25 protein-coding genes are annotated in these 19,790 nt (G+C 69.7%); 5 read left to right on the forward strand and 20 right to left on the reverse strand.

Going from position 1 to position 19,790, the window contains the following annotated elements:
- Positions 1-14: 14 nt before the first annotated feature.
- The 3 genes from KUM49_RS49795 to KUM49_RS13410 form a co-directional block, all read right to left on the reverse strand.
- A complete protein-coding gene (locus KUM49_RS49795; protein ID WP_217237016.1) occupies positions 15-653 on the reverse strand; it encodes a TetR family transcriptional regulator in 639 nt (212 codons plus the stop codon).
- 47 nt (positions 654-700) lie between these two features.
- A complete protein-coding gene (locus KUM49_RS13405; protein ID WP_308406616.1) occupies positions 701-2,887 on the reverse strand; it encodes an aminoglycoside phosphotransferase family protein in 2,187 nt (728 codons plus the stop codon).
- A 250-nt stretch (positions 2,888-3,137) separates the two neighbouring features.
- A complete protein-coding gene (locus KUM49_RS13410) occupies positions 3,138-4,010 on the reverse strand; it encodes a winged helix-turn-helix domain-containing protein (RefSeq protein ID WP_308406617.1) in 873 nt (290 codons plus the stop codon).
- Positions 4,011-4,180: 170 nt separating this feature from the next.
- Between KUM49_RS13410 and KUM49_RS13415 the strand changes: the two genes are divergently transcribed.
- Positions 4,181-4,369, forward strand: a complete 189-nt coding sequence (locus KUM49_RS13415; RefSeq protein WP_308406618.1) for a hypothetical protein — start codon at positions 4,181-4,183, stop codon at positions 4,367-4,369.
- Here the strand turns inward: KUM49_RS13415 and KUM49_RS13420 are convergent.
- Both KUM49_RS13420 and KUM49_RS13425 read right to left on the reverse strand, forming a co-directional pair.
- Positions 4,360-5,109, reverse strand: coding sequence for an HAD family hydrolase (locus KUM49_RS13420; RefSeq protein ID WP_308406619.1), 750 nt, complete (start codon positions 5,107-5,109; stop codon positions 4,360-4,362). The two genes, KUM49_RS13415 and KUM49_RS13420, sit on opposite strands and share 10 nt — an antisense overlap.
- Positions 5,109-5,996, reverse strand: a complete 888-nt coding sequence (locus KUM49_RS13425) for a GntR family transcriptional regulator (RefSeq protein WP_217237020.1) — start codon at positions 5,994-5,996, stop codon at positions 5,109-5,111. Before KUM49_RS13425 ends, KUM49_RS13420 begins: the two co-directional genes overlap by 1 nt.
- A 167-nt stretch (positions 5,997-6,163) precedes the next feature.
- Here KUM49_RS13425 and KUM49_RS13430 point away from each other — a divergent pair, with 167 nt between their 5' ends.
- Positions 6,164-6,352, forward strand: coding sequence for a hypothetical protein (locus KUM49_RS13430; RefSeq protein WP_217237021.1), 189 nt, complete (start codon positions 6,164-6,166; stop codon positions 6,350-6,352).
- 57 nt (positions 6,353-6,409) lie between these two features.
- On the opposite strand, the gene KUM49_RS13435 is transcribed toward KUM49_RS13430, so the two are convergent.
- Positions 6,410-7,327, reverse strand: coding sequence for a GntR family transcriptional regulator (locus KUM49_RS13435; protein ID WP_217237022.1), 918 nt, complete (start codon positions 7,325-7,327; stop codon positions 6,410-6,412).
- Positions 7,328-7,483: 156 nt separating this feature from the next.
- Here KUM49_RS13435 and KUM49_RS13440 point away from each other — a divergent pair, with 156 nt between their 5' ends.
- Positions 7,484-7,669 (forward strand): hypothetical protein, encoded by a 186-nt coding sequence (locus KUM49_RS13440; protein WP_217237023.1) that lies wholly within the window; start codon positions 7,484-7,486, stop codon positions 7,667-7,669.
- A gap of 198 nt (positions 7,670-7,867) precedes the next feature.
- Here KUM49_RS13440 and KUM49_RS13445 read toward each other — a convergent pair whose 3' ends face one another.
- The 3 genes from KUM49_RS13445 to KUM49_RS13455 all read right to left on the reverse strand — a co-directional run bounded on the left by KUM49_RS13445 (position 7,868) and on the right by KUM49_RS13455 (position 11,459).
- Entirely contained in the window at positions 7,868-9,133 is a 1,266-nt protein-coding gene (locus KUM49_RS13445; protein ID WP_217237024.1) for a GNAT family N-acetyltransferase, read from the reverse strand.
- Between the two features lie 715 nt (positions 9,134-9,848).
- The gene (locus KUM49_RS13450; RefSeq protein WP_217237025.1) at positions 9,849-10,820 is read right to left on the reverse strand and encodes an asparaginase; all 972 of its coding nucleotides are present in this window, start codon (positions 10,818-10,820) and stop codon (positions 9,849-9,851) included.
- A gap of 72 nt (positions 10,821-10,892) precedes the next feature.
- Positions 10,893-11,459 carry an aerial mycelium formation protein gene (locus KUM49_RS13455; RefSeq protein ID WP_217237026.1) on the reverse strand — a complete coding sequence of 189 codons (567 nt, stop codon included), beginning with the start codon at positions 11,457-11,459 and terminating at the stop codon, positions 10,893-10,895.
- A 155-nt stretch (positions 11,460-11,614) separates the two neighbouring features.
- On the opposite strand from KUM49_RS13455, the gene dtd reads away from it, so the two are divergent.
- On the forward strand, positions 11,615-12,052 hold the full coding sequence (gene dtd, locus KUM49_RS13460; protein ID WP_217237027.1) for a D-aminoacyl-tRNA deacylase: 438 nt from the start codon (positions 11,615-11,617) through the stop codon (positions 12,050-12,052).
- Between the two features lie 212 nt (positions 12,053-12,264).
- Here dtd and KUM49_RS13465 read toward each other — a convergent pair whose 3' ends face one another.
- The 6 genes from KUM49_RS13465 to KUM49_RS13490 all read right to left on the reverse strand — a co-directional run bounded on the left by KUM49_RS13465 (position 12,265) and on the right by KUM49_RS13490 (position 17,203).
- Positions 12,265-13,230, reverse strand: coding sequence for a folate-binding protein YgfZ (locus KUM49_RS13465; protein WP_217237028.1), 966 nt, complete (start codon positions 13,228-13,230; stop codon positions 12,265-12,267).
- A 9-nt stretch (positions 13,231-13,239) separates the two neighbouring features.
- Complete coding sequence (locus KUM49_RS13470; RefSeq protein WP_217237029.1) at positions 13,240-13,701, reverse strand: Fur family transcriptional regulator; 462 nt, start codon at positions 13,699-13,701, stop codon at positions 13,240-13,242.
- A 16-nt stretch (positions 13,702-13,717) separates the two neighbouring features.
- Positions 13,718-14,293, reverse strand: coding sequence for an FABP family protein (locus tag KUM49_RS13475; protein ID WP_217237030.1), 576 nt, complete (start codon positions 14,291-14,293; stop codon positions 13,718-13,720).
- Between the two features lie 245 nt (positions 14,294-14,538).
- On the reverse strand, positions 14,539-15,540 hold the full coding sequence (locus tag KUM49_RS13480) for a hypothetical protein (protein ID WP_254401160.1): 1,002 nt from the start codon (positions 15,538-15,540) through the stop codon (positions 14,539-14,541).
- Entirely contained in the window at positions 15,537-16,427 is an 891-nt protein-coding gene (locus tag KUM49_RS13485) for a hypothetical protein (protein ID WP_308406620.1), read from the reverse strand. Before KUM49_RS13485 ends, KUM49_RS13480 begins: the two co-directional genes overlap by 4 nt.
- Positions 16,424-17,203, reverse strand: coding sequence for a hypothetical protein (locus tag KUM49_RS13490; RefSeq protein ID WP_254401161.1), 780 nt, complete (start codon positions 17,201-17,203; stop codon positions 16,424-16,426). Before KUM49_RS13490 ends, KUM49_RS13485 begins: the two co-directional genes overlap by 4 nt.
- A 102-nt stretch (positions 17,204-17,305) precedes the next feature.
- On the opposite strand from KUM49_RS13490, the gene KUM49_RS13495 reads away from it, so the two are divergent.
- Positions 17,306-17,668, forward strand: a complete 363-nt coding sequence (locus tag KUM49_RS13495; RefSeq protein WP_217237032.1) for a DsrE family protein — start codon at positions 17,306-17,308, stop codon at positions 17,666-17,668.
- On the opposite strand, the gene KUM49_RS13500 is transcribed toward KUM49_RS13495, so the two are convergent.
- The 5 genes from KUM49_RS13500 to KUM49_RS50675 all read right to left on the reverse strand — a co-directional run bounded on the left by KUM49_RS13500 (position 17,662) and on the right by KUM49_RS50675 (position 19,783).
- Entirely contained in the window at positions 17,662-18,051 is a 390-nt protein-coding gene (locus tag KUM49_RS13500) for a VOC family protein (RefSeq protein WP_217237033.1), read from the reverse strand. The genes KUM49_RS13495 and KUM49_RS13500 overlap by 7 nt on opposite strands.
- Before the next feature lie 10 nt (positions 18,052-18,061).
- Positions 18,062-18,322, reverse strand: a complete 261-nt coding sequence (locus tag KUM49_RS13505) for a DUF3099 domain-containing protein (protein WP_217237034.1) — start codon at positions 18,320-18,322, stop codon at positions 18,062-18,064.
- A gap of 95 nt (positions 18,323-18,417) precedes the next feature.
- A complete protein-coding gene (locus KUM49_RS13510; RefSeq protein WP_004986406.1) occupies positions 18,418-18,705 on the reverse strand; it encodes a DUF1416 domain-containing protein in 288 nt (95 codons plus the stop codon).
- A 29-nt stretch (positions 18,706-18,734) separates the two neighbouring features.
- Positions 18,735-19,574, reverse strand: coding sequence for a sulfurtransferase (locus KUM49_RS13515; protein ID WP_217237035.1), 840 nt, complete (start codon positions 19,572-19,574; stop codon positions 18,735-18,737).
- A gap of 128 nt (positions 19,575-19,702) precedes the next feature.
- Positions 19,703-19,783, reverse strand: a complete 81-nt coding sequence (locus KUM49_RS50675) for a putative leader peptide (protein WP_373464534.1) — start codon at positions 19,781-19,783, stop codon at positions 19,703-19,705.
- Positions 19,784-19,790: the final 7 nt, after the last annotated feature.

Consider the following 19,790-nt stretch of genomic DNA (forward strand, 5'->3'; position numbering starts at 1 on the left):
TTACTCGGTATCGCTTACTGACTCGCTCCCGCCAAGTGCGGCAACCCCGCCTCCAGCACGCCGAACGCCCGCTGCGCCGCGGCCACCGCGTCCCCCCGCACGTCCGCCGCCCGCTCCCCCTCCGCGATCCGCCGCCAGTTCTCCAGCGCGAGGATCCGCTGCACGGCCACGATCTGCCCTGCCGCCAGCCGCGCCTCCAGCCCACCGCCGAGCGCCTCGGCCAGCGCGGCCTCCGACCGCTCCTGGAACCCGTACAGCCGGGCGACGAGCGCGGGCGTCCCGTAGAGCAGAGCGTGGAAGGCGAGCACCTGGGGATGGTCATTGAGCCCGGTGACGGGGTCGCACCGCTCCAGCCCGGCGAGAAAGTGCCGCCGCAGCGCCACGAGGGGCGGCGCCTCCTGCCCCGTCACCACCCGCGCGGCCTCCCCCTCGTGATCGGCGAACCGGTGCAGCACCAGGTCCTCCTTCGCCGGGAAGTACCGGAAAAGGGTCGGCTTCGAGATCTCCGCCGCGGCGGCCACCTCGGCGACGGACACCGCGTCGAAGCCCTTCTCCAGGAACAGGCGGATCGCGATCTCCGACACGGTCTCGTACATCCGCTGCTTCTTGCGCTCGCGAAGCCCGACCGCGCCCGCCTCGCCGTTCTCAGCCATGCGGTGAGCGTACGCACCATCCCGTGGTCGGCCGGGCTATGGGCTCGCTAGGCCAGGGCCCGGGCAAGATGGGGGTTCGCCGTCGGGCGGACCGGCAGGCCGAGGGAACCCGTGGCGACCGCCAGGGTCACGGCGTAGGAGTCGACCGCCCGCTTGACGTTGGGGGCGTCCAGGCTCGCGCCCGTCACGATGCGGTCGAGGTCGATGTACGCGGACCGGACGATCTCGATCCAGCGGTACACACGCCAGTCCTGGCGCCAGTCGCGCGTGTACTCGGGCGGCAGTTTCTTCTCCCAGCGACGGAACATCCGGTCCCGGATCTCCGGTCGTGTCGGGGTGAGGTGCATGTGCCGGACCAGGTCATAGAGCGGATCGCCGACCAGGGCCATCTCCCAGTCGATGATGGTCAGCGCCAGGAGGTCGTCCCGCCGGACCAGGTTCCACGGGTTCAGGTCGCCGTGCAGCAGGGCCGGCTTTCGGTGGCTCACCTCGTGCCGGGACAGGATCGCCTGCAGGCGGTCCGCTTCGGGCAGCCCGAGCAGCCGGGCGAGTTGCTGCGACTCCTTCGGCAACTCGCCTACCAGGGTGACAAGTTGCCCCCTCAGCCAGTGGTGGAAGTTGCCTTCCCCGGATGTCGGGTCGACCTGCTTGTACTTCACGCGTGTCAGAGCGCAGAGTTGATCGACGAGCGCGTCCGCCTCGTGCGGCAGCAGCCCGTGCTCCGGATGGCGGAGGGGCTTGTCGATGTCCCGCGGTCCGACGTAGGTGTGAATGGCGAAGCGGTCGTTCGGATAGCTCTCGCCCAGAGCCAGGGCCCTCGGCGCCGCCACGGCGATGTCGGCCTGCTCGATGGCCCTCAGCACGGCGTGTTCACTGAGAAAACTGCGCTCCCGGCGGCACACGTCGGGCAGCTTGCGCCGCACGACCACGGGAAAATCGATGCTCGGCACCCGGACCACGGTGTTGAGGTGCGCGGTCCCCTTGAACACGCGGCCCGCAGGAGCGGCCCCCTCAGCCACCAGGGCCTCCCGCACGGCGGAGACGGGAAAGTCCGGATGCTCGGGAAGACGCCGGTCCGGCTCCCAGCGGAAGGTCTGCACAAGGCGTCCCTGACCGTCGTAGGAACCACCGCTGCGGGACGTCAGCCACCGGAACAGAGCCCGCTCGATCTCCAGCTCACCCGGCAGATTGGTGAGTCGCAACGGCTCCGCGGCCGCTTCGAGGGCGCGGCGCACCTCCGCCGTCGCCTCGTTCAGGCTCTTCTGGGTGCGGGTCTCCTCCAGGAACCGTGCGGCCCGCATCACGTCCGGGTAGACGGACTGCGCCCGCTCGAAGGCGACGTAGTGGCGCAGGTCCCGGGCCAGGCCGTTCACGGCGGCGGGACGAGTACGTTGCATGGCCTCCGCCCACGCCTCGACCACCTCGTCCCACTGGTGCGGCGGGTACTGCATGCGCACGAGATGGGTCGCGAGGTCGTGCAGGGGGTCGCCGTAGGTCGCCAGCTCCCAGTCGACGCAGATGAGCGGCGGCGCACCGCCGTACGACACGATCAGGTTGTCGCGGTGCAGGTCGGCGTGGAGCAGGCTGTACGGTCGCCGGGCCATGGCGGGGACCCGTTCGGCCAGCCGGAGCAGGGCATCCTCGGGGATGCCGAGCGACGCGAACAGCCCTCCGAAGACCGCCCGGTTGGGCCGCCTGATCTGCCGGTCCGCCAGATGCGCGAGGGTCCGCAGGAACCCCTGGCTGTCGGTGTCGTTGCGCGGCCAGACCGACGGCAGCGCCGGCAGCGCACCGCGCCGCACCTGGGTCATCTGGGCGAGCAGGCCTGCCAGCGCCTTGATGAGCAGAGTGTCGACCGGCTTGCCGTTCGCACAGACGGCAGAGAGCGGTACCCCTTCCACATGGCTGTGGATCGCGAAGTGTTCCCGCTGGACGAGGCACTCCGGCACGTGCGGCAGGACCCCCTTGATCGCGGCGAGGATCTCCCCCTCGTCCTGCCAGGTCCTGATCACCACGGGGAGCACGTCGCTGCGCCGGATCCGAACGGTGACGGACGTGCCGACCGGACGCCGGAGCGCGCGCGCCATGGGTTCCGTCAGAGGCAGAACGTAGTTCTGGTTGTGGTACCCGCTTGCCGACTGGCCCTCCGCGGCGGCCCATCCCACGAAGGCTTGGTAGGTGTCGTCGAGCGTGGCGCGCTCCCCGACAGGACGGGGATCGAGAAGTGCGCCCACTGGCTGCTCCGGGTACGAGAAGGGGGAAGCTATGGCAAACCGTAAGCTCGCGTCGAGAGTCACGCATGACGGAGCGACGCCGACGTGGCCACAACGGGTGGTTTGCCACTCTTCCGCGCGAGGTCCGTGCCCAGCCGTTCGACGTCGCTCGTGGTTGGCCTGTTGGCCGTTCATACGGACGAAGGCGAGCGTTTGCTCAGTGTGCGGGGCATGCTAGCAAGCCGCCGGACCCATCCTCGACCAGACCCGGCTATTCGGAGAGCAGGTCCCAGACCGAGTCGAACCATTTCTGCATGCTGTCGACGAAGACGGTGCCCGGCGAGTTCGCGTCCCCGTCCTTCTTCACGTGGTGAGTGAGGGTGGCACCGAAGCCCAGAACGTCGAGCGCGGTGACCTCGCCGGAGTCCAGTACGATCTTGCGCTCGATCACTTCGTACGGCCCGTGCAGTGCCTCGACGCCGTTGAACAGGTAGAGCTTGAAGGCCGGGGTCAACGGCGCGTGACGGATCTGTACGTCGACGAACGGCACCAGCCCTTCGGTCTGCAGATCTCTCAGCAACCCCTCGAGTGACTCCGTGTGCAACTCGGTGATCGTGCGCAGGCGTTCCCGCAGGCGCGGGTCGTTCTTGTCGTTCTTGACGCGCGGGTAGGGCAGCGGCAGCGTCACGTCCGGCAGGAGCATGCGCAGGGCGATGTGCTGGGGCGTGATGGCGCCGCTGCGGATGCGCTCCACCTGGAGCCGGATGTGCGCGTCCAGGGATTCAGACGTCAGCGTATAGACGTCCAGGGTGACTTCGTCCTGTTCGAAGGCCTCACTGATGAGGGGTCCCAGCGTCATACCGTGTCGCGATCTGGTGGCCTTGGCCGCCGAGGACTGTATGCGCTGAGTCTTGACCACCCGGGACCCGCTGCCCTGCCGTGACTCGACCCAGCCCTCGTCGGCCAGCTCCCGCAGCGCCCGCTGCACGGTGTCCCGGGAGACTCCCAGTTCCTCGGCCAGGTCGCGCTGTGACGGCAGGAAGGAACGAAGGGGATACGTCCCGTCCGTCATCCGCGCGCGCAACTCGTCGGCGACCCGCTGGAACTCCCTGCCGCCGCCCTCGCCGGTCTGGTGTGCATCCACGTATGGACCGTACCGCTTTCGCTCCACCACCAAACCAATTACTGGCCAACTGGACGGTCGCATTGGCCTGTTGGTTAAGGGATCAATCGGACGGGGCAGACCAGCCTCAAGAAAGGCAGTCCAATTGGACGGCTAGTTGGGGCGCTTCACCGGAAGCGGAAGGGAGGTGGATGGACATGCTCGTGTTCCACGTACTCACAGGACTCTGCGAGCTCTCCCTGGGTTTGCTGGCGCAGGCGAAGCTCGGTGCCCTCGGGGTGGTGCTCCTGTTCCTGATCGGCGTGGGCATAAGGGCGCGCCGTGGCGGACTCGCCATCGGGGCCGCCGTGGTGTTCGCGCTGCTGATGACTCAGGCCTGAGTACGGATCAGGTCGAGCACGGATTTCAGCGAGTCGACGACCGCCGTCGCGCCCGCGTCCCTCAGAAGCTTTTCCTTGTGCTCATTACGCGCGTAGCCCAGAAACGGAACGCCGGCCTCATTGGCGGCGAGCAGGTCCGAGGGGGTGTCGCCGATCATCAGTGCCGTCGAGGGTGCCGAACCCATCGCGTTCAGAGCCCGGTTCAGGCAGTGCGGATCCGGCTTGAGGCGGTTCAGTTCCTGGGTGCGGCCGTAGATGTGCGGGGCGAAGCACGAGGTGAGGCCGCGACCGGAGAGGTAGGTGCGCACCACCCGGGGGGAGTTGTTGGTGGCGATCGCCAGCCGGGAACCCACCGCCATCCAGGTGCGTATCAGCGGGTCCGCATACGGTGTGGGCATCGCCGAGGGGGTGGCCCGCAGTTCCTCCTGGGTGAGACGTTCCTCCAACTCGTCCACCAGATCACTGCCGGGGTGTCTGCGGTCGACGGCCCGCAGGACGATATGCGGATCGAGGGATTTGCGTTCGGACTCGCTCAACAGGCCGTGCAGGCCACGCCCTTGGAGCCACCCCACGAGGTCCACCGCCACCCGCTCCGCCGAATGCCCCGCGAACAGGCGGCAGATCGGACCGTCGAAGTCCCACAGCACGACCCGAGCACCTGCGATCAGTTCACCCAGGTTCTCGGTCTTGTCGTCTGTCTCCGCTGTCGCCTGATCAGTCTGCGTCGTATCAGAGGTCACTAGGAGAGTGTCAGGTCCGTCGTGATGGTTTCCCAGAGGGCGTCGAACCACTTCTGGGATTCCTCCACAAATGCGGCGTCGCGCGGGCCGGCCGCGCTGTCGAAGGAGAAGAGGAGGGATTCGGTGCCCAGGACGTCGTACATGTCGAGGGTTCCATGGTCCGAGGGCTCCTCGCGGCGCGTGACCATGTAGTACGCCATGAGCGCCTCCGTGCCGTTGAGGAGGTACAGCTTCACCGGCGGGGTGAACGGCAGGGCGCGGAAGGAGATGTGCACGTCGATGCCGTGCGAGGAGCGCAGGGCTCGGAGGTTGTGGCGCAGGACGTGACCCTGGGCGTTGCGCATGTCCAGCCAGCGCTGGTGGACCGGATCGTCGTCGCCGCCACCGTCGCCACCGTCGACCTGGACCGGGAAGGCCAGGGTGATGTCCCGGGACGGCAGGAGGATGCGGGCGTCGATGGTACGGGGGCGGATGCGGCCCTCGTGGATGTGGCGGATCGGCTCTCCCAGGGCCAGCATCAGCGACTCGGCCGTGAGGCACGCCGCGTCGATGCGCACCTCGGGCGCGGAGAAGGCCGCCGTGAGGCGGGAGGCCAGGCCGACCATGGTCGGCTGGGGCTCCTCGCTGGCCGGGGTGACCTCCGCGATCCGCGGGGGACTCCCCTTGCTCACGTTGCTGAGCAGCCCGTCCTCCTGGAGCACCCGCAGGGCCTGTCGCACGGTGCCCCGCTCCACGCTGAACTCGTCGGCGAGTTCCGCCTGGGTGGGGAGGCGCTGACCCGCCTTGAGGTCACCCACGCGGATGCGTTCGCGCAGGATGTCGGCGATTTCCTGGGGGGAGAGCCTTCTGCTGCCATTCACTGCCACGTTCTCCTGGGTCACGACCAAACGCTACAACTTCGATCCATCTGTGGGGAGTTGTTTGAAAGTTGTTTATGGACAGCTGCCAAGTGGGGACAACATAACCATAGTTGGTTGCCAACTTCGTCGAGTTGGCGGAAGTTTTGCCTCCTGATCCGTCCGTCCCGCCCCGGAAGCCCGAAGGGGGAACCACCGTGCCAGTCCTCGCCCTCCTCTGCGCCGTGTTCGTCGTCGGCGTCGAGCAGACCGTCCAGTGGAAGTACGGCATCGCCGGCATCATCGGCCTGCTGCTGCTCACCGTAGGCATCAAGGCCAAGAGCCCGGCCGTCAGCTCCGTCGGGGCGGTCATGCTCGCGTTGCTGGTCACCCGGCCCGCCCTGTGACCGAACCCACGTCCTCGTATGAGCGACCGGTACCCCGATCAGCCACTGTGGGAGACATCAGCTCGTGAGCAGCAGCTCCGAACTGATCGTCTCCCACAGTGCGTTGAACCACAGGTGGGACTGTTCCACGAACGTCGTGTCGCGCAGACCGGCGCCCTGCGCGAAGGCGAACAGCATCGACCGTGTGCCCTCGGCGTCGTACATCTCCAGTTGCTCGTGGTCGAACTCCGCCGCGCGCCGCGTCAGCGTGTAGTACGCGAAGAGGGCCTCCTCGCCGTTGAGCAGGTACAGCTTCACGGGCGGGGTGAAGGGCAGCGCGCGGAAGGAGACGTGCACGTCGATGCCGTGGGTGGTGCGCAGGGCCAGCAGGTTGTGCCTCAGCACCTGGCCCTGGGCGTTGCGGTGGGCCAGCCAGAGCTTCTGGACCGGCGGACCGTAGCCGTGGTCCTCGACCGGGACCGGGAAGGCGAGGTCGATGTCGCGGCTCGGCAGCAGCACCCGGACGTCGATCTTGGCCGGTTTCAGCTCCCCGGCGTGGATCTGGCGCAGCGGCTCACCGATGGCGAGCGTGAGGGAGACCGAGGTCAGACAGAGGGCGTCGATCTCGACGTGCGGCGCCGCGAAGGCGGCCGCGATACGGGGGGCGAGGGCCGCCGTGGTGGGAAGCGGCGGGGCCCCGGGACCGGTCGGCGACCCGCCCGGGCCCAGGTCGGGAGCCACGGTCGCCGGGCTGCCCTTGGAAACGTTGGTCAGCAGGTGCTCCGACTGCAGGATGTGCAGAGCCTGCCGTACGACCCCCCGCTCGACCCCGAACTCGTCGGCGAGCCTCGCCTGGGTGGGCATGCGCTGGCCCGGCCGCAGTGCCCCGGACCGGATCCGGGCACGCAGCTCGTCGGCCACCTCGCGATGTGTCCTCTGTGGCCGCTGTGACCTCTTCCGCCCATTGACGGCGGGGTGTTTCGGGTCCACGACCAAACACTACAACTTCCCGCCATCTTTGGGCAGTTCAAGGAAAGGTGGTTATGAGTCGCTTCCAAGTGGAGAGAAGTACAGTGAAGTTGGTCGCCAACTTGAGCAACATGGTCAAACTTCCACAAGGTTGGCCACCGTCCCGAAAACAGGGGGACCGCCATGCCGCTCATCGCCCTCGTCATCGCCGCCCTCGCGGTCGGCTTCGAAGCGCTCGTCCAGTGGAAGCTGGGCGCCATGGGCATCGTCGCCTTCGTCGCTCTCACCGTCGGCGTCAAGACCAAGAGCGCCGCGATCGGCGGCATCGGCGCCGTGATCCTCGTGATGCTGCTCGCCCAGTCCGGCTGATCGGGCTCTCCTCCGGAGGGGAGCCGGGAGCCCGGTCGGTCTGCACAGCCACAACTGAACACCGTCACCACCGAGCACAGCCACAACTGAACATTGTCAGCACAGCCACAACTTCACAGCTCGCTACGGATGCAGAGCAAGCACGACATGAGCAAGCAGCACGCAGCAATCAGCGCTGTCGCCGGCAGAAGGGAGGTCTCAGAACATGTCCGGGCACCAAGGGCGCCTGGACGTACGCAGCAGGGCGTCGGCCGACCGGCCGGCGCCCGCTCGTCCTTCCCGGACCCGGCCCAGCGCCGCCAGCCGCACCGCGGACTCGTCGCCCAGCCACAGCGCCGCCAGGTCGCCGACGTCGAGCGTGAGGTCGACGTCCTGCCGCGTCGGCGTACAGGAGGCGCCCGCCTCCGACGCGTCCAGCCGGTAGCGCCCGCCGGTCAGCCCGTCACCGTCGACCACCTCGAGCACGAGCGAACCCTCCCCCTCGTACGTCCGCGCCTCCAGCGCCCGTACGACGTCCAGGATCCGCACCCACAGCCAGTCGCCCTGCGTGGTGGCCGTGGCCGCCCTCGGGTTCGGCAGGACGAACGGGAGCAGGTCGTCGGGGGCCCGCCAGCCGCTCTTCACCTTCGTGACCCAGTCGATCGAGCAGAGGTAGCGCCACAGGGCGCGCTCGGCGGCCGGGGTCGCCGCGAGCAGCCACTGCACGGACACCGTGTCGTGCGGCAGCTTGCCGTGCCAGTTGTCGTCGGCCGCGTACGAGACAAGGCCCTCCACCTCGCCGTGCGCCGAGCGGTACACCGCGTAGTGCGGCTCCCGCCAGGACGGCTCGAACCGGACGACACCGGTGTTGACCCGCCACCACATCTCGTCTCGGCTGACGGCGCCGGGCTGGGCGCGGCGTACCCGCTCGTGGAGGTCGGGACCGAGCTTGCGGACGTCCTCGCCGTCCACGAGGTCGATACGGCCGCCGTCCTCAGGGCTGCCGGAGCGGCGGGGGTCCAGGCCGGTGCGCGGGACGTCGACCGTCCACTCGGTCATCCAGGTGGCGGGGCCGAAGCCGTAGCGGCCGTAGATCTGGTACTCGGCGGCGATCAGAGTGGCGACGACGTCACCGCGCTCCTTCGCGGCCGCCAGGTCGTGCGCCATCAGGCGGGTGAGCAGGCCGCGGCGGCGGTGGGTGGCAGTGACCGTGACGCCGGTGACGGCGTTGGCGGGGACGGCCGCGCCGCCGACGGCCGTGAGTTCCTGGGGGAAGGACTTGAAAGTGGCGACGCACCGGCCGTTGTCGAAGGCGCCGAGGTAGCGCCCGGCGTCGCCACTCTCGAACTGGGCCCGACGGGCTTCGAGCTCGGACTCGGAGGGGATGGGCTCGCGCAGGAAGCCGGTGTTCACCGCGCGGATCCAGTCGGGGAACTCGGACTCGGTGATGGGCCGGACGTCGATGGCGGAGTGCGGGCTGCTCATGCAGTCACGGTAGGCGCCCGCCTGTGAGGTGTCTCGGAATTTCCTGGCCACCTCGGAAGCCCCCTGGGAAGGGAAGACTCTCTGGGAAAGCCCCTGGGGAGTTGCGCCCTAAAAGGCTCCGCCTGGGGAGCATCCACCTGCGAAGACTCCGCCCGCAGGCCCCCGGCCCAGCAAACCCCACCCGCGGACCCTCGCCCTGAATACCCCGGCCGGGGAGGCTACGCGCTACGCCTGGGAAGACTTGGGCCGGAGAGATGCCCAGGGAGACTCCGCGTGCGCAGACTCCGCCCGCAGGCCCCCGGCACAGCAAACCCCACCCGCGGACCCTCGCCCTGAATACCCCGGCCGGGGAGGCTACGCCTGGGAAGACTTGGGCCAGGGAGATGCCCAGGGAGACTCCGCGTGCGCAGACTCCGCCCGCAGGCCCCCGGCCCAGCAAACCCCACCCGCGGACCCTCGCCCTGAATACCCCGGCCGGGGAGGCTACGCGCTACGCCTGGGAAGACTTGGGCCGGAGAGATGCCCAGGGAGACTCCGCGTGCGCAGACTCCGTCTGGGAAGATTCGCCCGCCCGCCTGGGAAGCCCCGCGGAACTCGGCCGGGGAGGCCCGGCCCAGCCGCCCGCCCTGGGAAGGCCCGCGGAAACTCCACCCAGGAAGCCCCCGCCCGCAGACACCCCGCCTCGGGAAACCCCGCGGCGCAACCGTCCCGCCCGTCAGAACGCCGCCCGGATCTCCCCCACCACCCGGCCCCCGCCCTCCAGCGGTGCCCGCCCGATGCGCTCCACCACCGGCGCGTCCACGCCCATGAGGTGCAGCGCCCGACCCAGTACCGGCCTCAGGGCGCGGCCGCCACCGTCCTCCACCTTGAAGGCGAGGGCGCGTCCGTCCGGCAGGGCGACTGCCTGGACCGCCTCCGCGCCCATCTTCGAGAGGGTGCCGGGGACCTCGCGCATCAGCCAGGTGTCGGGGCGGCGGGTGCCGGCGACGTACTCGGGGTGGGCGCGCATGGCGTCCGCGACCCGGCGTTCCGCCGTGCCGGGGTCGGCAAGGACGAAGGTGCGGTAGGCGCGGGCCAGGCCGGTGAGACTGATCGCCATCAGGGGCGCCCCGCAGCCGTCCGTGCCCACCGCGGCCACCTCCTCGCCGGACGCCTCCTCCACCACCGTGTGGATGAGCCGCTGCAGCGGATGACCGGGCTCGAGATACGTCTCCAGCGGCCAGCCGCGCAGCGCGCACACCGCCAGCATCGCCGTGTGCTTGCCGGAGCAGTTCATGGTCACGCGGGAGCGCACGGCGCCGGACGCCAGGTAGGTCTCCCGCTCCTTGGCGTCCAGCGGCAGGTCCGGCGGGCACTGGAGCGAGGCCTCGCTCAGCCCGTGCTCGTCCAGCATCTTCTGGACCAGGTCGCGGTGGAAGGGCTCCCCGGAGTGGCTGGCCGCGGCCAGCGCCAGACGCTCGCCCGCGAGGTCCAGGCCCGCCCGCAGTACGCCCGCCGCCTGCATGGGCTTGTTGGAGGAGCGCGGGAAGACCGGGGACGTCACGTCGCCGAGCGCCAGTTCCACCGACCCGTCCGCGTCCAGCAGGACCAGACTGCCCCGGTGCCGCCCTTCGACGAACCCGGAGCGCACGACCTCGGCGAGGACGGGCGGTATGGCAGGCAGGGCAGCGGAACGGGACTCGGACATCGGCGGTGGCCTCCGGAGATCAGGTGACCCGCCCCGACAGCGGGCCCCGGGATCACCGGTACGGCCGCCGCCTCAGGTGAGCAGATCGTCGACTTGCGCTTCCCCCTCACGGTACCTGCGGGCGATCTCCGCACTGCAGTCGTCGGCCGTGCGCTGCAGCCGCTGCCGGCGCCGGGACACCTGCTGCTCGTACCGCACCAGCCGGCCCATCGCGGTGCTCAGCTCCAGGTCGGTCCGCGCCGCCAGGTCCGACAGCTCGACCTCGGCGAGCATCTCCGCGGCCAGCAGCCGGTACTCCTCGCTGTACGGGGTGCCCAGCGTCACATGGCGGGCGGAGGAGCGGTGCCGGGCGGGCGCGTCGGTGAGGATCTCCGACAGCCGGTCGACGACGGCCGCCGCCCCCGCGGGGGACCGCCGGGCCAGTTCCGCCCGCAGGATGTCGATACGGCCCTGGAGCAGCCGCCGTACGTAGCTGAGATCGGCCTCGTCCCGCTGGGCGTCCCGGCGCAGGGTGCGCAGCTCGGGCAGGCTCAGCAGCAACAGGTGGGGTTCGGTCGGATCCGGGGGCAGCGGGCTGCCCATGCGTTGGACGGGCGGGCGCTGAATTCCCAGCCGCCCCCCGATACTCGGTGTGCTCATGTGCCTCTACCGTCCCCTCGACCGGATGTGGAAGCATCGTGCCACCCCAAGTGGCCGCTATGTGACCGAGTGCCCCCGAACGGCCCCACATGGGCGGTTAGGCATCAAAAAATGGCACGTGCGGAGCACCGCCCGCCGCCCGGCATGATGGTCGTATGCGTGCAGTGGTGCAGAGAGTGGACGGCGCGAGCGTCGTCGTGGACGGGGAACACGGTCCGGAAACAGTCGGGGAGATCGACGGCGAGGGACTGTGCGTCCTGGTCGGCGTGACCCACGAGGACACCAAGGAGAAGGCGGCCCAACTCGCCCGCAAGCTGTGGTCGATCCGCATCCTGGCCGACGAGAAGTCGTGCAGCGACCTCGACGCCCCGCTCCTCGTCATCAGCCAGTTCACCCTCTACGGCGACGCCCGCAAGGGCCGCCGCCCCACCTGGAACGCGGCCGCCCCCGGCGACGTCGCCGAACCGCTCGTCGACGAGGTGGTCGCCCAACTGCGTTCCCTGGGCGCGACGGTGGAGACGGGCCGCTTCGGCGCGAAGATGCGCGTGTCGCTGACGAACGACGGCCCGTTCACCGTGCTGATCGAGATCTGAACGAGGGCTTGGCTAAGAGGTCCTTTCACTATGAGCGTCCGATCAGGTCGCGTGGTCTGGTGCCGTGCATCGCAAGGCGCCGGAGCGGCCGCGATGGGGGTCCCCCACGCGAGGTTGTTCGAGCGTGGGGGAGGAGCCACGTGGGCGTTTCGGCAACGCGGCGAGGTGCGGTGCCAGGCCGCGCGACCCGCACGGGCAGAGTGAAAGGACCCCTAAGGCTCTACGACGACTTCCTGGGCGGCGGCCGTCGTGTCGGCCGTCAGCCGGGCGTCCACCGGCACGTTCCGCTTCACCAGTGCCAGCGCGACCGGCCCCAGCTCGTGGTGGCGCACGGACGTCGTGATGAAGCCGATCTTGCGGCCGTCGGGGCCCTCGTCCGCGAGGCGGATGTCCGTGCCGGCGACCGGGAGGTGGACCTCGCTGCCGTCGAGGTGGAGGAAGACGAGCCTCCTCGGCGGCTTCCCGAGGTTCTGCACCCGGGCCACGGTCTCCTGACCGCGGTAGCAGCCCTTCTGGAGGTGGACCGCGGTGCCGATCCAGCCCAGCTCGTGCGGGATGGTGCGGTGGTCGGTCTCGAAGCCGAGGCGGGGGCGGTGCTGCTCGACGCGCAGCGCCTCGTACGCCAGGATCCCGGCCGCGGGGCCGGTCTTCTCGGCGTACGACTCCAGGTCCTCGCGCGGCAGGAACAGATCACGGCCGTACGCCGTCTCGCGGACCACGACGCCCTCGGGCACCTCGGCGATGGAACCGGCCGGCAGGTGGACGACCGCGAAGTCGGCCGTGCGGTCGGCGACCTCGACCCGGTTGAAGAACTTCATCGACTCCAGGTAGGCGACCAGCGCGTCCTGGGTGCCGGGCTCGACGTGCGCCCAGACCGTCACGCCGTCGTCCACCAGGTACAGGGCGTGCTCGATGTGGCCGTGCGCGGACAGGATCAGCGCCTCGGTGGCCTGCCCCGTGGGCAGGTCGCTGACGTGCTGGGTGAGCAGCAGGTGCAGCCAGCTCAGCCGGTCCTCACCGGTGACGGTGACGATCCCGCGATGCGAGAGATCGACGAATCCGGTGCCGCCGGCGAGGGCGCGCTGTTCGCGGAACAGGTCGCCGTAGTGGGCGGCGACGCCTTCGTCCACACCCTCGGCGGGGACGGCGCCGGACAGGGACAGCAGGGGGCTCTTCATACGACCAGCCTACGACTCGGTAGTTGAACCCTTGAGCGCGGAACTCTGGTCGGCCCTGCGGGAACAGTCCTTGCACCGGCCGAAGATCGCGAAGTGCTTCATGTCGGTCTCGAAGCCGAACTCCTCGCGGAGCTTGGCGGTGAACTCGGCCGCCACCGAGATGTCGGCCTCGATGACGTTCGTGCAGTCGCGGCAGACCAGGTGGATGTGGTGGTGCCGGTCCGCGAGGTGGTACGTCGGCGCACCGTGCCCCAGGTGGGCGTGGCTGACCAGCCCGAGCTCCTCCAGGAGCTCCAGCGTCCGGTACACGGTCGAGATGTTGACCCCCGACGCGGTCTTCCTCACCTCGATGAGGATGTCGTCGGGGGTCGCGTGTTCCAGCGTGTCCACGGCTTCGAGCACGAGTTGCCGCTGCGGCGTCAGCCGGTAGCCGCGCTGCCTGAGGTCGCTCTTCCAGTCGGTGCTCACCACACCAGAGAGTCTAGGTCTACTTGAAGAACGCGATGCCGTCGTCCGGCATGTCGTCGGGAAGGGCCTTGGCCCAGCGCTCGACGTCCTCCGGGGTGACGACCTTCTTCAGGTGGGCCGACATGTAGGGGCGCAGCTCGACCTCGGGGGTCTGCTTCTCGCCGACCCACATGAGGTCGCTGTTGACGTAGCCGTACAGCCGCTTGCCGCCGGTGTAGGGGCCGGAGGCTGCCGTACGGGCCACGGCGTCCGTGACCAGGTCGATCTGCGGCTTCTTGGCGGCCAGATCGCCGTACCAGACCTCGACGACACCGTCGTCGCGGACCATGGTGACCTCGACCTTGCGGTCGGCGTCGATCCGCCAGAAGCCGGACTCGGACTCCAGCGGCCTGACCTTGTTGCCGTCGTTGTCGAGCACCCAGGTGTGGGAGTGGTACTCCAGGAAGTCCCGACCGTCGTGCGTGAAGGTGACCTCCTGTCCGAAGTTGCACTTCTCGGAGCCGGGGAAGTCGTGCACGCCCGCGCCCGCCCAGTTTCCGAGCAGGAAGACGAGGGGGACCAGGTCCTTGTGGAGGTCGGACGGGATCTCGATCATGAGCAGCAGTTCCTAGACGTGGGTCAGCGCTGGCCCTGGTACAGCTTCTTCACCGTCAGTCCGGCGAAGGCGAGCACGCCGACGCAGACCAGGACCAGCAGGGCTTCGAAGAAAACCTCAAGCACGGAGTGCTCCTCGGACGATCGTGGATGGCAGTACACAGTGGGATGGCAGTACACAAAAGCCGGGCCCCAGCTTACGCGGCCGGGGCCCGGCCCTCTCCGTGAGGTGTGCCCTCACCGAGGTCACCCGAGAAGCTGGCTCTGCAGGGTCACCGTCTGCTGGAACGGAACGGCCTTCGCCGTGCCCTTCCGGGACTGGATGATCACGGCGAGGACGTCACCGGCGGCCAGGTACGCCTGCCGGACCTGCTCGGCGCCGTACGGCTTCGTCTCCGTGTACACGGAGCGCTGGACGTCGTCGACGCGGGCCTGCTCCGGGAAGTCCTCGTCGGCGACGGAGTCCTCGGCGCCGCGCACCATGCGGCCGGGTCCGCTGTACGGGCCGATGTCGCCGGAGAACACCTCGTCGACGACGGCCGCGGTGTCGAAGTGCAGGAGGTAGATCCGCGTGTGCGTGCCGTCCTCGGTGGTCCAGCCGCGGGCCGCGATGTGCCGCAGGCCGTCGTCGACGAGCTCCTGCCGGAACTCCCCGTGCTCCTGCGGCTCGTACTCCGCCAGGAAGTCCTTCGTCGCCAGCCAGCCGTCCGAGCCGCGCAGCGCCTTGTCCTGTGTGGCCCCCGCGGGGGCCGGCAGCAGCAGGGCACGCAGGTCGGCGTAGTGCGCGCCGGCCTTGTTCGCCTCGGCGAAGGGCTCCGGGCTGCCCGACGGCAGCGGCGGCTTCTTCAGCTCCGGGTAGTCCCACCGCCCGTCCGACTCCGTCGCCAGGCCGGGTACGTCCGTCCGCTCCATCCGCGTGATGCCGTACGCGGCCGAAGCCCCGACCGCCGCGAAGACCACGACGGCCGCGGTCCAGCGCAGGGCGGCGCGCAGGACTCGGCGGTCCCTGGGGGCGGGGGATGTGGGGGACACGAGGGGTGCGTGGAGCGGCGGGGGCGGGAGCGGAGGTGAAGGTGCGGGCGGAGTCAGGACTGCCTGCGGTTCCGTTGTCACCGGCTCCGTGATCTCCGGCTCCGTGATCTCCGGCTCCGTGATCTCCGTCTCAGCGGCCGTCGGCTCCGTGGCCGACTGCTCCGTGGCCGACTGCTCCGTGGCCGTCTGCTCCGTGGTCTGCGTCTGCTCGGTCATACCGCCTCCCCCGGCTCGGCTATGCGGTCGAGCTGCTCGCTCAGCAGCATCGCGACCCCCTTGGTGTCGAGTGGCTTGACGCCGTCCGCGGTGGCGGTGACCAGGACGTCGCCCTGGTAGGCGGAGCAGTACATGGTGTCGAGGTCCGTGTCGTCGTCCTCGGGCGGCAGGAAGCACTCGGCGTTCTTGTGGCCCTTGACCTCGGGGCCCTTGCGGAAGACGTCCAGGGCGTCGAGGAACCGGTTCTGGAACGTGGCCATGTCCCGGACGGCCGCCCGGCTCTCCATCTGCGCCAGCACGATGCTCACCGCGAAGGTGCCCTCGTTCTCGCTGAGGGCACTGGCGTCCGAGCTGAGGTAGCTGCGCATCGCCATGCCCTTGACGCGCTGCCGGTCGATCTCCTTCTCCAGCTTCCTGCGCTGGCTGCGGGGCAGGTCGCTCAGCGACTCCTTGCGCAGGGCGGTCGCCTGGGCACCGCTGAGCTCCGCGTCGGAGCCGAACTCGCCGAGGTCGGGGCCGCGGCTCCAGCCGTCGGTGCCGTACGGCACGAGGACGCCGGCGAGGCCCTTGGCGGTGGCCGCCTTCTCGTCCTCGGCCGTGGTCTTCGGGAACGTCCAGACCGGGGCACCGGCGTCGCGGTCCGCGTCGTTCACGGTCACGACGGTCTGGCCGACACCGGCGACGACGGCACCGACGAGCACCAGGGATCCGGCCACGGCGGCGATACGGCCACGCGGGAACGGCTTTTTGCCGGGCGGCGGCGGGACGGGAACGCCGTAGGCGTCGAACGCGGCGGGCGCCGGGGGCTCGACGAACTCGACCGGCCCCACCTGACCGACGTCACCGTCTGGCGTGCTCGGGACCGGCTCGTTCTCGTTCTCGGTCACAGCCGCTCCATCTGCCGCTCGGCCAGGCCCATGATCTTCTTCTTGGAGATCGGCTTGGTGTCGTACATCCAGATCTCCATGACGATGTCGCCGCGCCAGGCGTGGGCCTCGGCGCTGTAGAGCGGCAGGTACCCGGCCTCCCGCTCGGGCTCCGTGTGGACGTACGCCATGCCGTTGCCGGTGCCGGGGACGGTCCAGCTCTCGGTGGCGTCCTCGGCGTCCGCCCAGTACTGGCTGTCGTCCACCGTGTCGGCGGCCGCGGGGGCCTCCTCCTGGCGGAACTGGATCAGCCGGATCTCCAGCGTGGACGTGCCGGACTCCCAGCCGGTGACGGCCGCGCGGCGGAACTCGTCGCCGACGAGGTCGCCGAAGATGTCGTCCGGCGAGTTGTACAGGTCGGCGTAGGCGGCCAGGTCCATCCAGCCGTCGGCGCCGGACAGCCAGTCGGCGTCCTTCGCACCGCCCGGCTTCTTCAGCAGGAGCTTGCGCAGGTCGCCGTCGGTCCTCACCCGGCGGTCCCGGGCGGCGGACAGCGGCTCGGGGTCCTTGCCCTTCGCCTGCGGCAGCGTGGGCTGGGAGAGCGAGGGCAGTTTCGTCGGCTCGCGGTCGGCCTGCACGAGGTAGCCGGCGCAGGTGCCGGCGACCAGGCCGAGGACGGCGGCGCCGGCGATCAGCAGCGCGGTACGCCCGCGCCGGCGGGGCCGGGGCGCGACCGTCGGGTTTACCGGAGTAACCGGGGCGACTGGGGCGTCGGCTACTTCTTCGGGTACTTCCAAGACGTCCCCCCACAGAACGTGAAGTGCGCATTCCGTATGCGCGCTCACAGGAGACTCGTGGTCAGAGCACCGAGTTGTAGCGGAGTTGATTACGATTCGGCCATGGCAAAGAAGCTCGTGATCAAGGTGACGGCCGGGGCGGATGCCCCCGAGCGGTGCTCGCAGGCGTTCACGGTGGCGGCGGTGGCCGTGGCCAGCGGCGTCGACGTCTCCCTGTGGCTGACCGGCGAGTCCGCGTGGTTCGCCCTCCCGGGCCGTGCCGCCGAGTTCGACCTCCCCCACGCGGCCCCCCTCCCCGACCTCCTCGACTCGATCCTCACCGCGGGCCGCATCACCCTGTGCACCCAGTGCGCGGCCCGCCGGGACATCACGGAGAACGACGTCATCAAGGGCGTCCGCATCGCGGGAGCCCAGGTGTTCGTCCAGGAGGCCCTGGCGGACGAGACGCAGGCGCTCGTCTACTGAGACGCCTGCACCCACAGGCAGAAAGGGTGCCCCGACGGGTCGAACAGCACCCGTACGTCGTCCTGGGGCTGGTACTCCGCGAGCCGCGCCCCCTCGGCGACGGCCCGCGCGGTCTCGGCGTCCAGGTCGTCGACCTCGATGTCCAGGTGCAGCATCATCTGCTGTTCGCCGGGCCTGCGGCGGGTGGGCCAGACGGGCGGGACGTAGTCGGGTTCGGCCTGGAAGGAGAGCGCTGTGCCCCCGGCGCCGGGCGGCGGGCCGATGAGGACCCAGTCCGGCTCCTCGGCACGGACCTCGTATCCGAGCAGGCGGAGGTAGAACCCGGCCAGCTCGTGCGCGTCCCGCGCGTCGAGCACCACGGTGGACAGCCTCACAGGCGACATGCGCCTCTTCCTACTGGCGCCGCCACTTCCCGTCCAGCTCGTCCCACCAGTCGTCGGACTTCGGGTCACCGGAGGGGTCGTCCCACCAGCGGTCGTCGGGGCCTCGGCGGTTGGCGATCATGGCGGCGACCGGGGGGATGACCATGGCCACCACGCACATGCCCACCGCCACGGGGACCGACCAGAGGCGTACGACTCCCCAGGCCAGGACGAAGAGGCCGATGCAGGTCCCCATCATGGCGAAGTACGTGTGTCGCCGCCGTGCGTACATGGCTCCAGGGTAGGTCCGGGGCCCGCCCATGCCGAAGGGCCGCACCCCCGGTGTCCAACCCGTGGGGTGCGGCCCTTCAGCCGTCGGGTTCTGCCTCAGACCGCGATCGCGACCTCGGCGAGACCGCCCTGCTGCGCGACGACCGTGCGGTCGGCGGTGCCGCCGGGCACGAGGGCGCGAACGGTCCAGGTGCCCTCCGCCGCGTAGAAGCGGAACTGGCCCGTCGCGGACGTCGGGACCTCCGCGGTGAACTCACCGGTCGAGTCCAGCAGACGGACGTAACCGGTCACCGGCTCCCCGTCGCGGGTCACCTGACCCTGAATCGTGGTTTCACCGGGCTTGATCGTCGAGGCGTCCGGGCCGCCGGCCTTCGCTCCACACATGTCTGTCTCCAGAGGTCGTTCAGGTCGGATTACTTGTTGGCGCCGAGCTCGATCGGCACGCCCACGAGGGAGCCGTACTCGGTCCAGGAGCCGTCGTAGTTCTTGACGTTCTCCACACCGAGCAGCTCGTGCAGGACGAACCAGGTCAGCGCGGAGCGCTCACCGATGCGGCAGTACGCGATGGTGTCCTTGGCGAGGTCGACCTGCTCCTCGGCGTAGAGCTCCTTGAGCTCCTCGTCCGACTTGAAGGTGCCGTCGTCGTTGGCGTTCTTCGACCACGGGATGTTGCGGGCGGACGGGACGTGACCCGGGCGCTGCGACTGCTCCTGCGGCAGGTGGGCGGGGGCCAGCAGCTTGCCGGAGAACTCGTCGGGCGAACGGACGTCGACCAGGTTCTGCGAGCCGATCGCGGCGACGACGTCGTCGCGGAAGGCACGGATGGCCTTGTTCTGCGGCTTGGCCTTGTAGTCGGTCGTGGGACGCTCGGGCACGTCCTCGACCAGCTCGCGGGCGTCCAGCTCCCACTTCTTGCGGCCGCCGTCGAGAAGCTTGACGTTCTCGTGGCCGTACAGCTTGAAGTACCAGTAGGCGTACGACGCGAACCAGTTGTTGTTGCCGCCGTAGAGGATCACCAGCGTGTCGTTGGCGATGCCCTTCGCGGAGAGGAGCTTCTCGAAGCCCTCCTGGTCGACGAAGTCACGGCGGACCGGGTCCTGGAGGTCGTCGGTCCAGTCGATCCGGATCGCGTTGCGAATGTGGTTCTTCTCGTAGGCGGACGTGTCCTCGTCCACCTCGACGATGGCGATGCTGGGGTTGTCGAGGTTGGCCTCGACCCAGTCGGCGTCGACCAGGACGTCGCTGCGGCTCATGCTCTTTCTCCTCCGGGGCAGTTACGGCGGGGCGTGCAAGTGAGAGGCGTGCGCGTGCATGCCGTCGGACGGCGCGTGCGCACGGATGCCCTGGGCAGGGCGGGGGATGCGGAGGGCTGCGCCTCCGCTCAGAAAGTGCGACAGAGCATGGCGGAGACGCGGCACAGGTCCACTGCCCGCCGCTTCGTGAGATCCGCCTGTCGCTTCATGGCCTCG

It is taken from the genome of Streptomyces sp. AC555_RSS877 (assembly GCF_019049245.1).
In the GTDB taxonomy this organism is placed as follows: Bacteria; Actinomycetota; Actinomycetes; order Streptomycetales; family Streptomycetaceae; genus Streptomyces.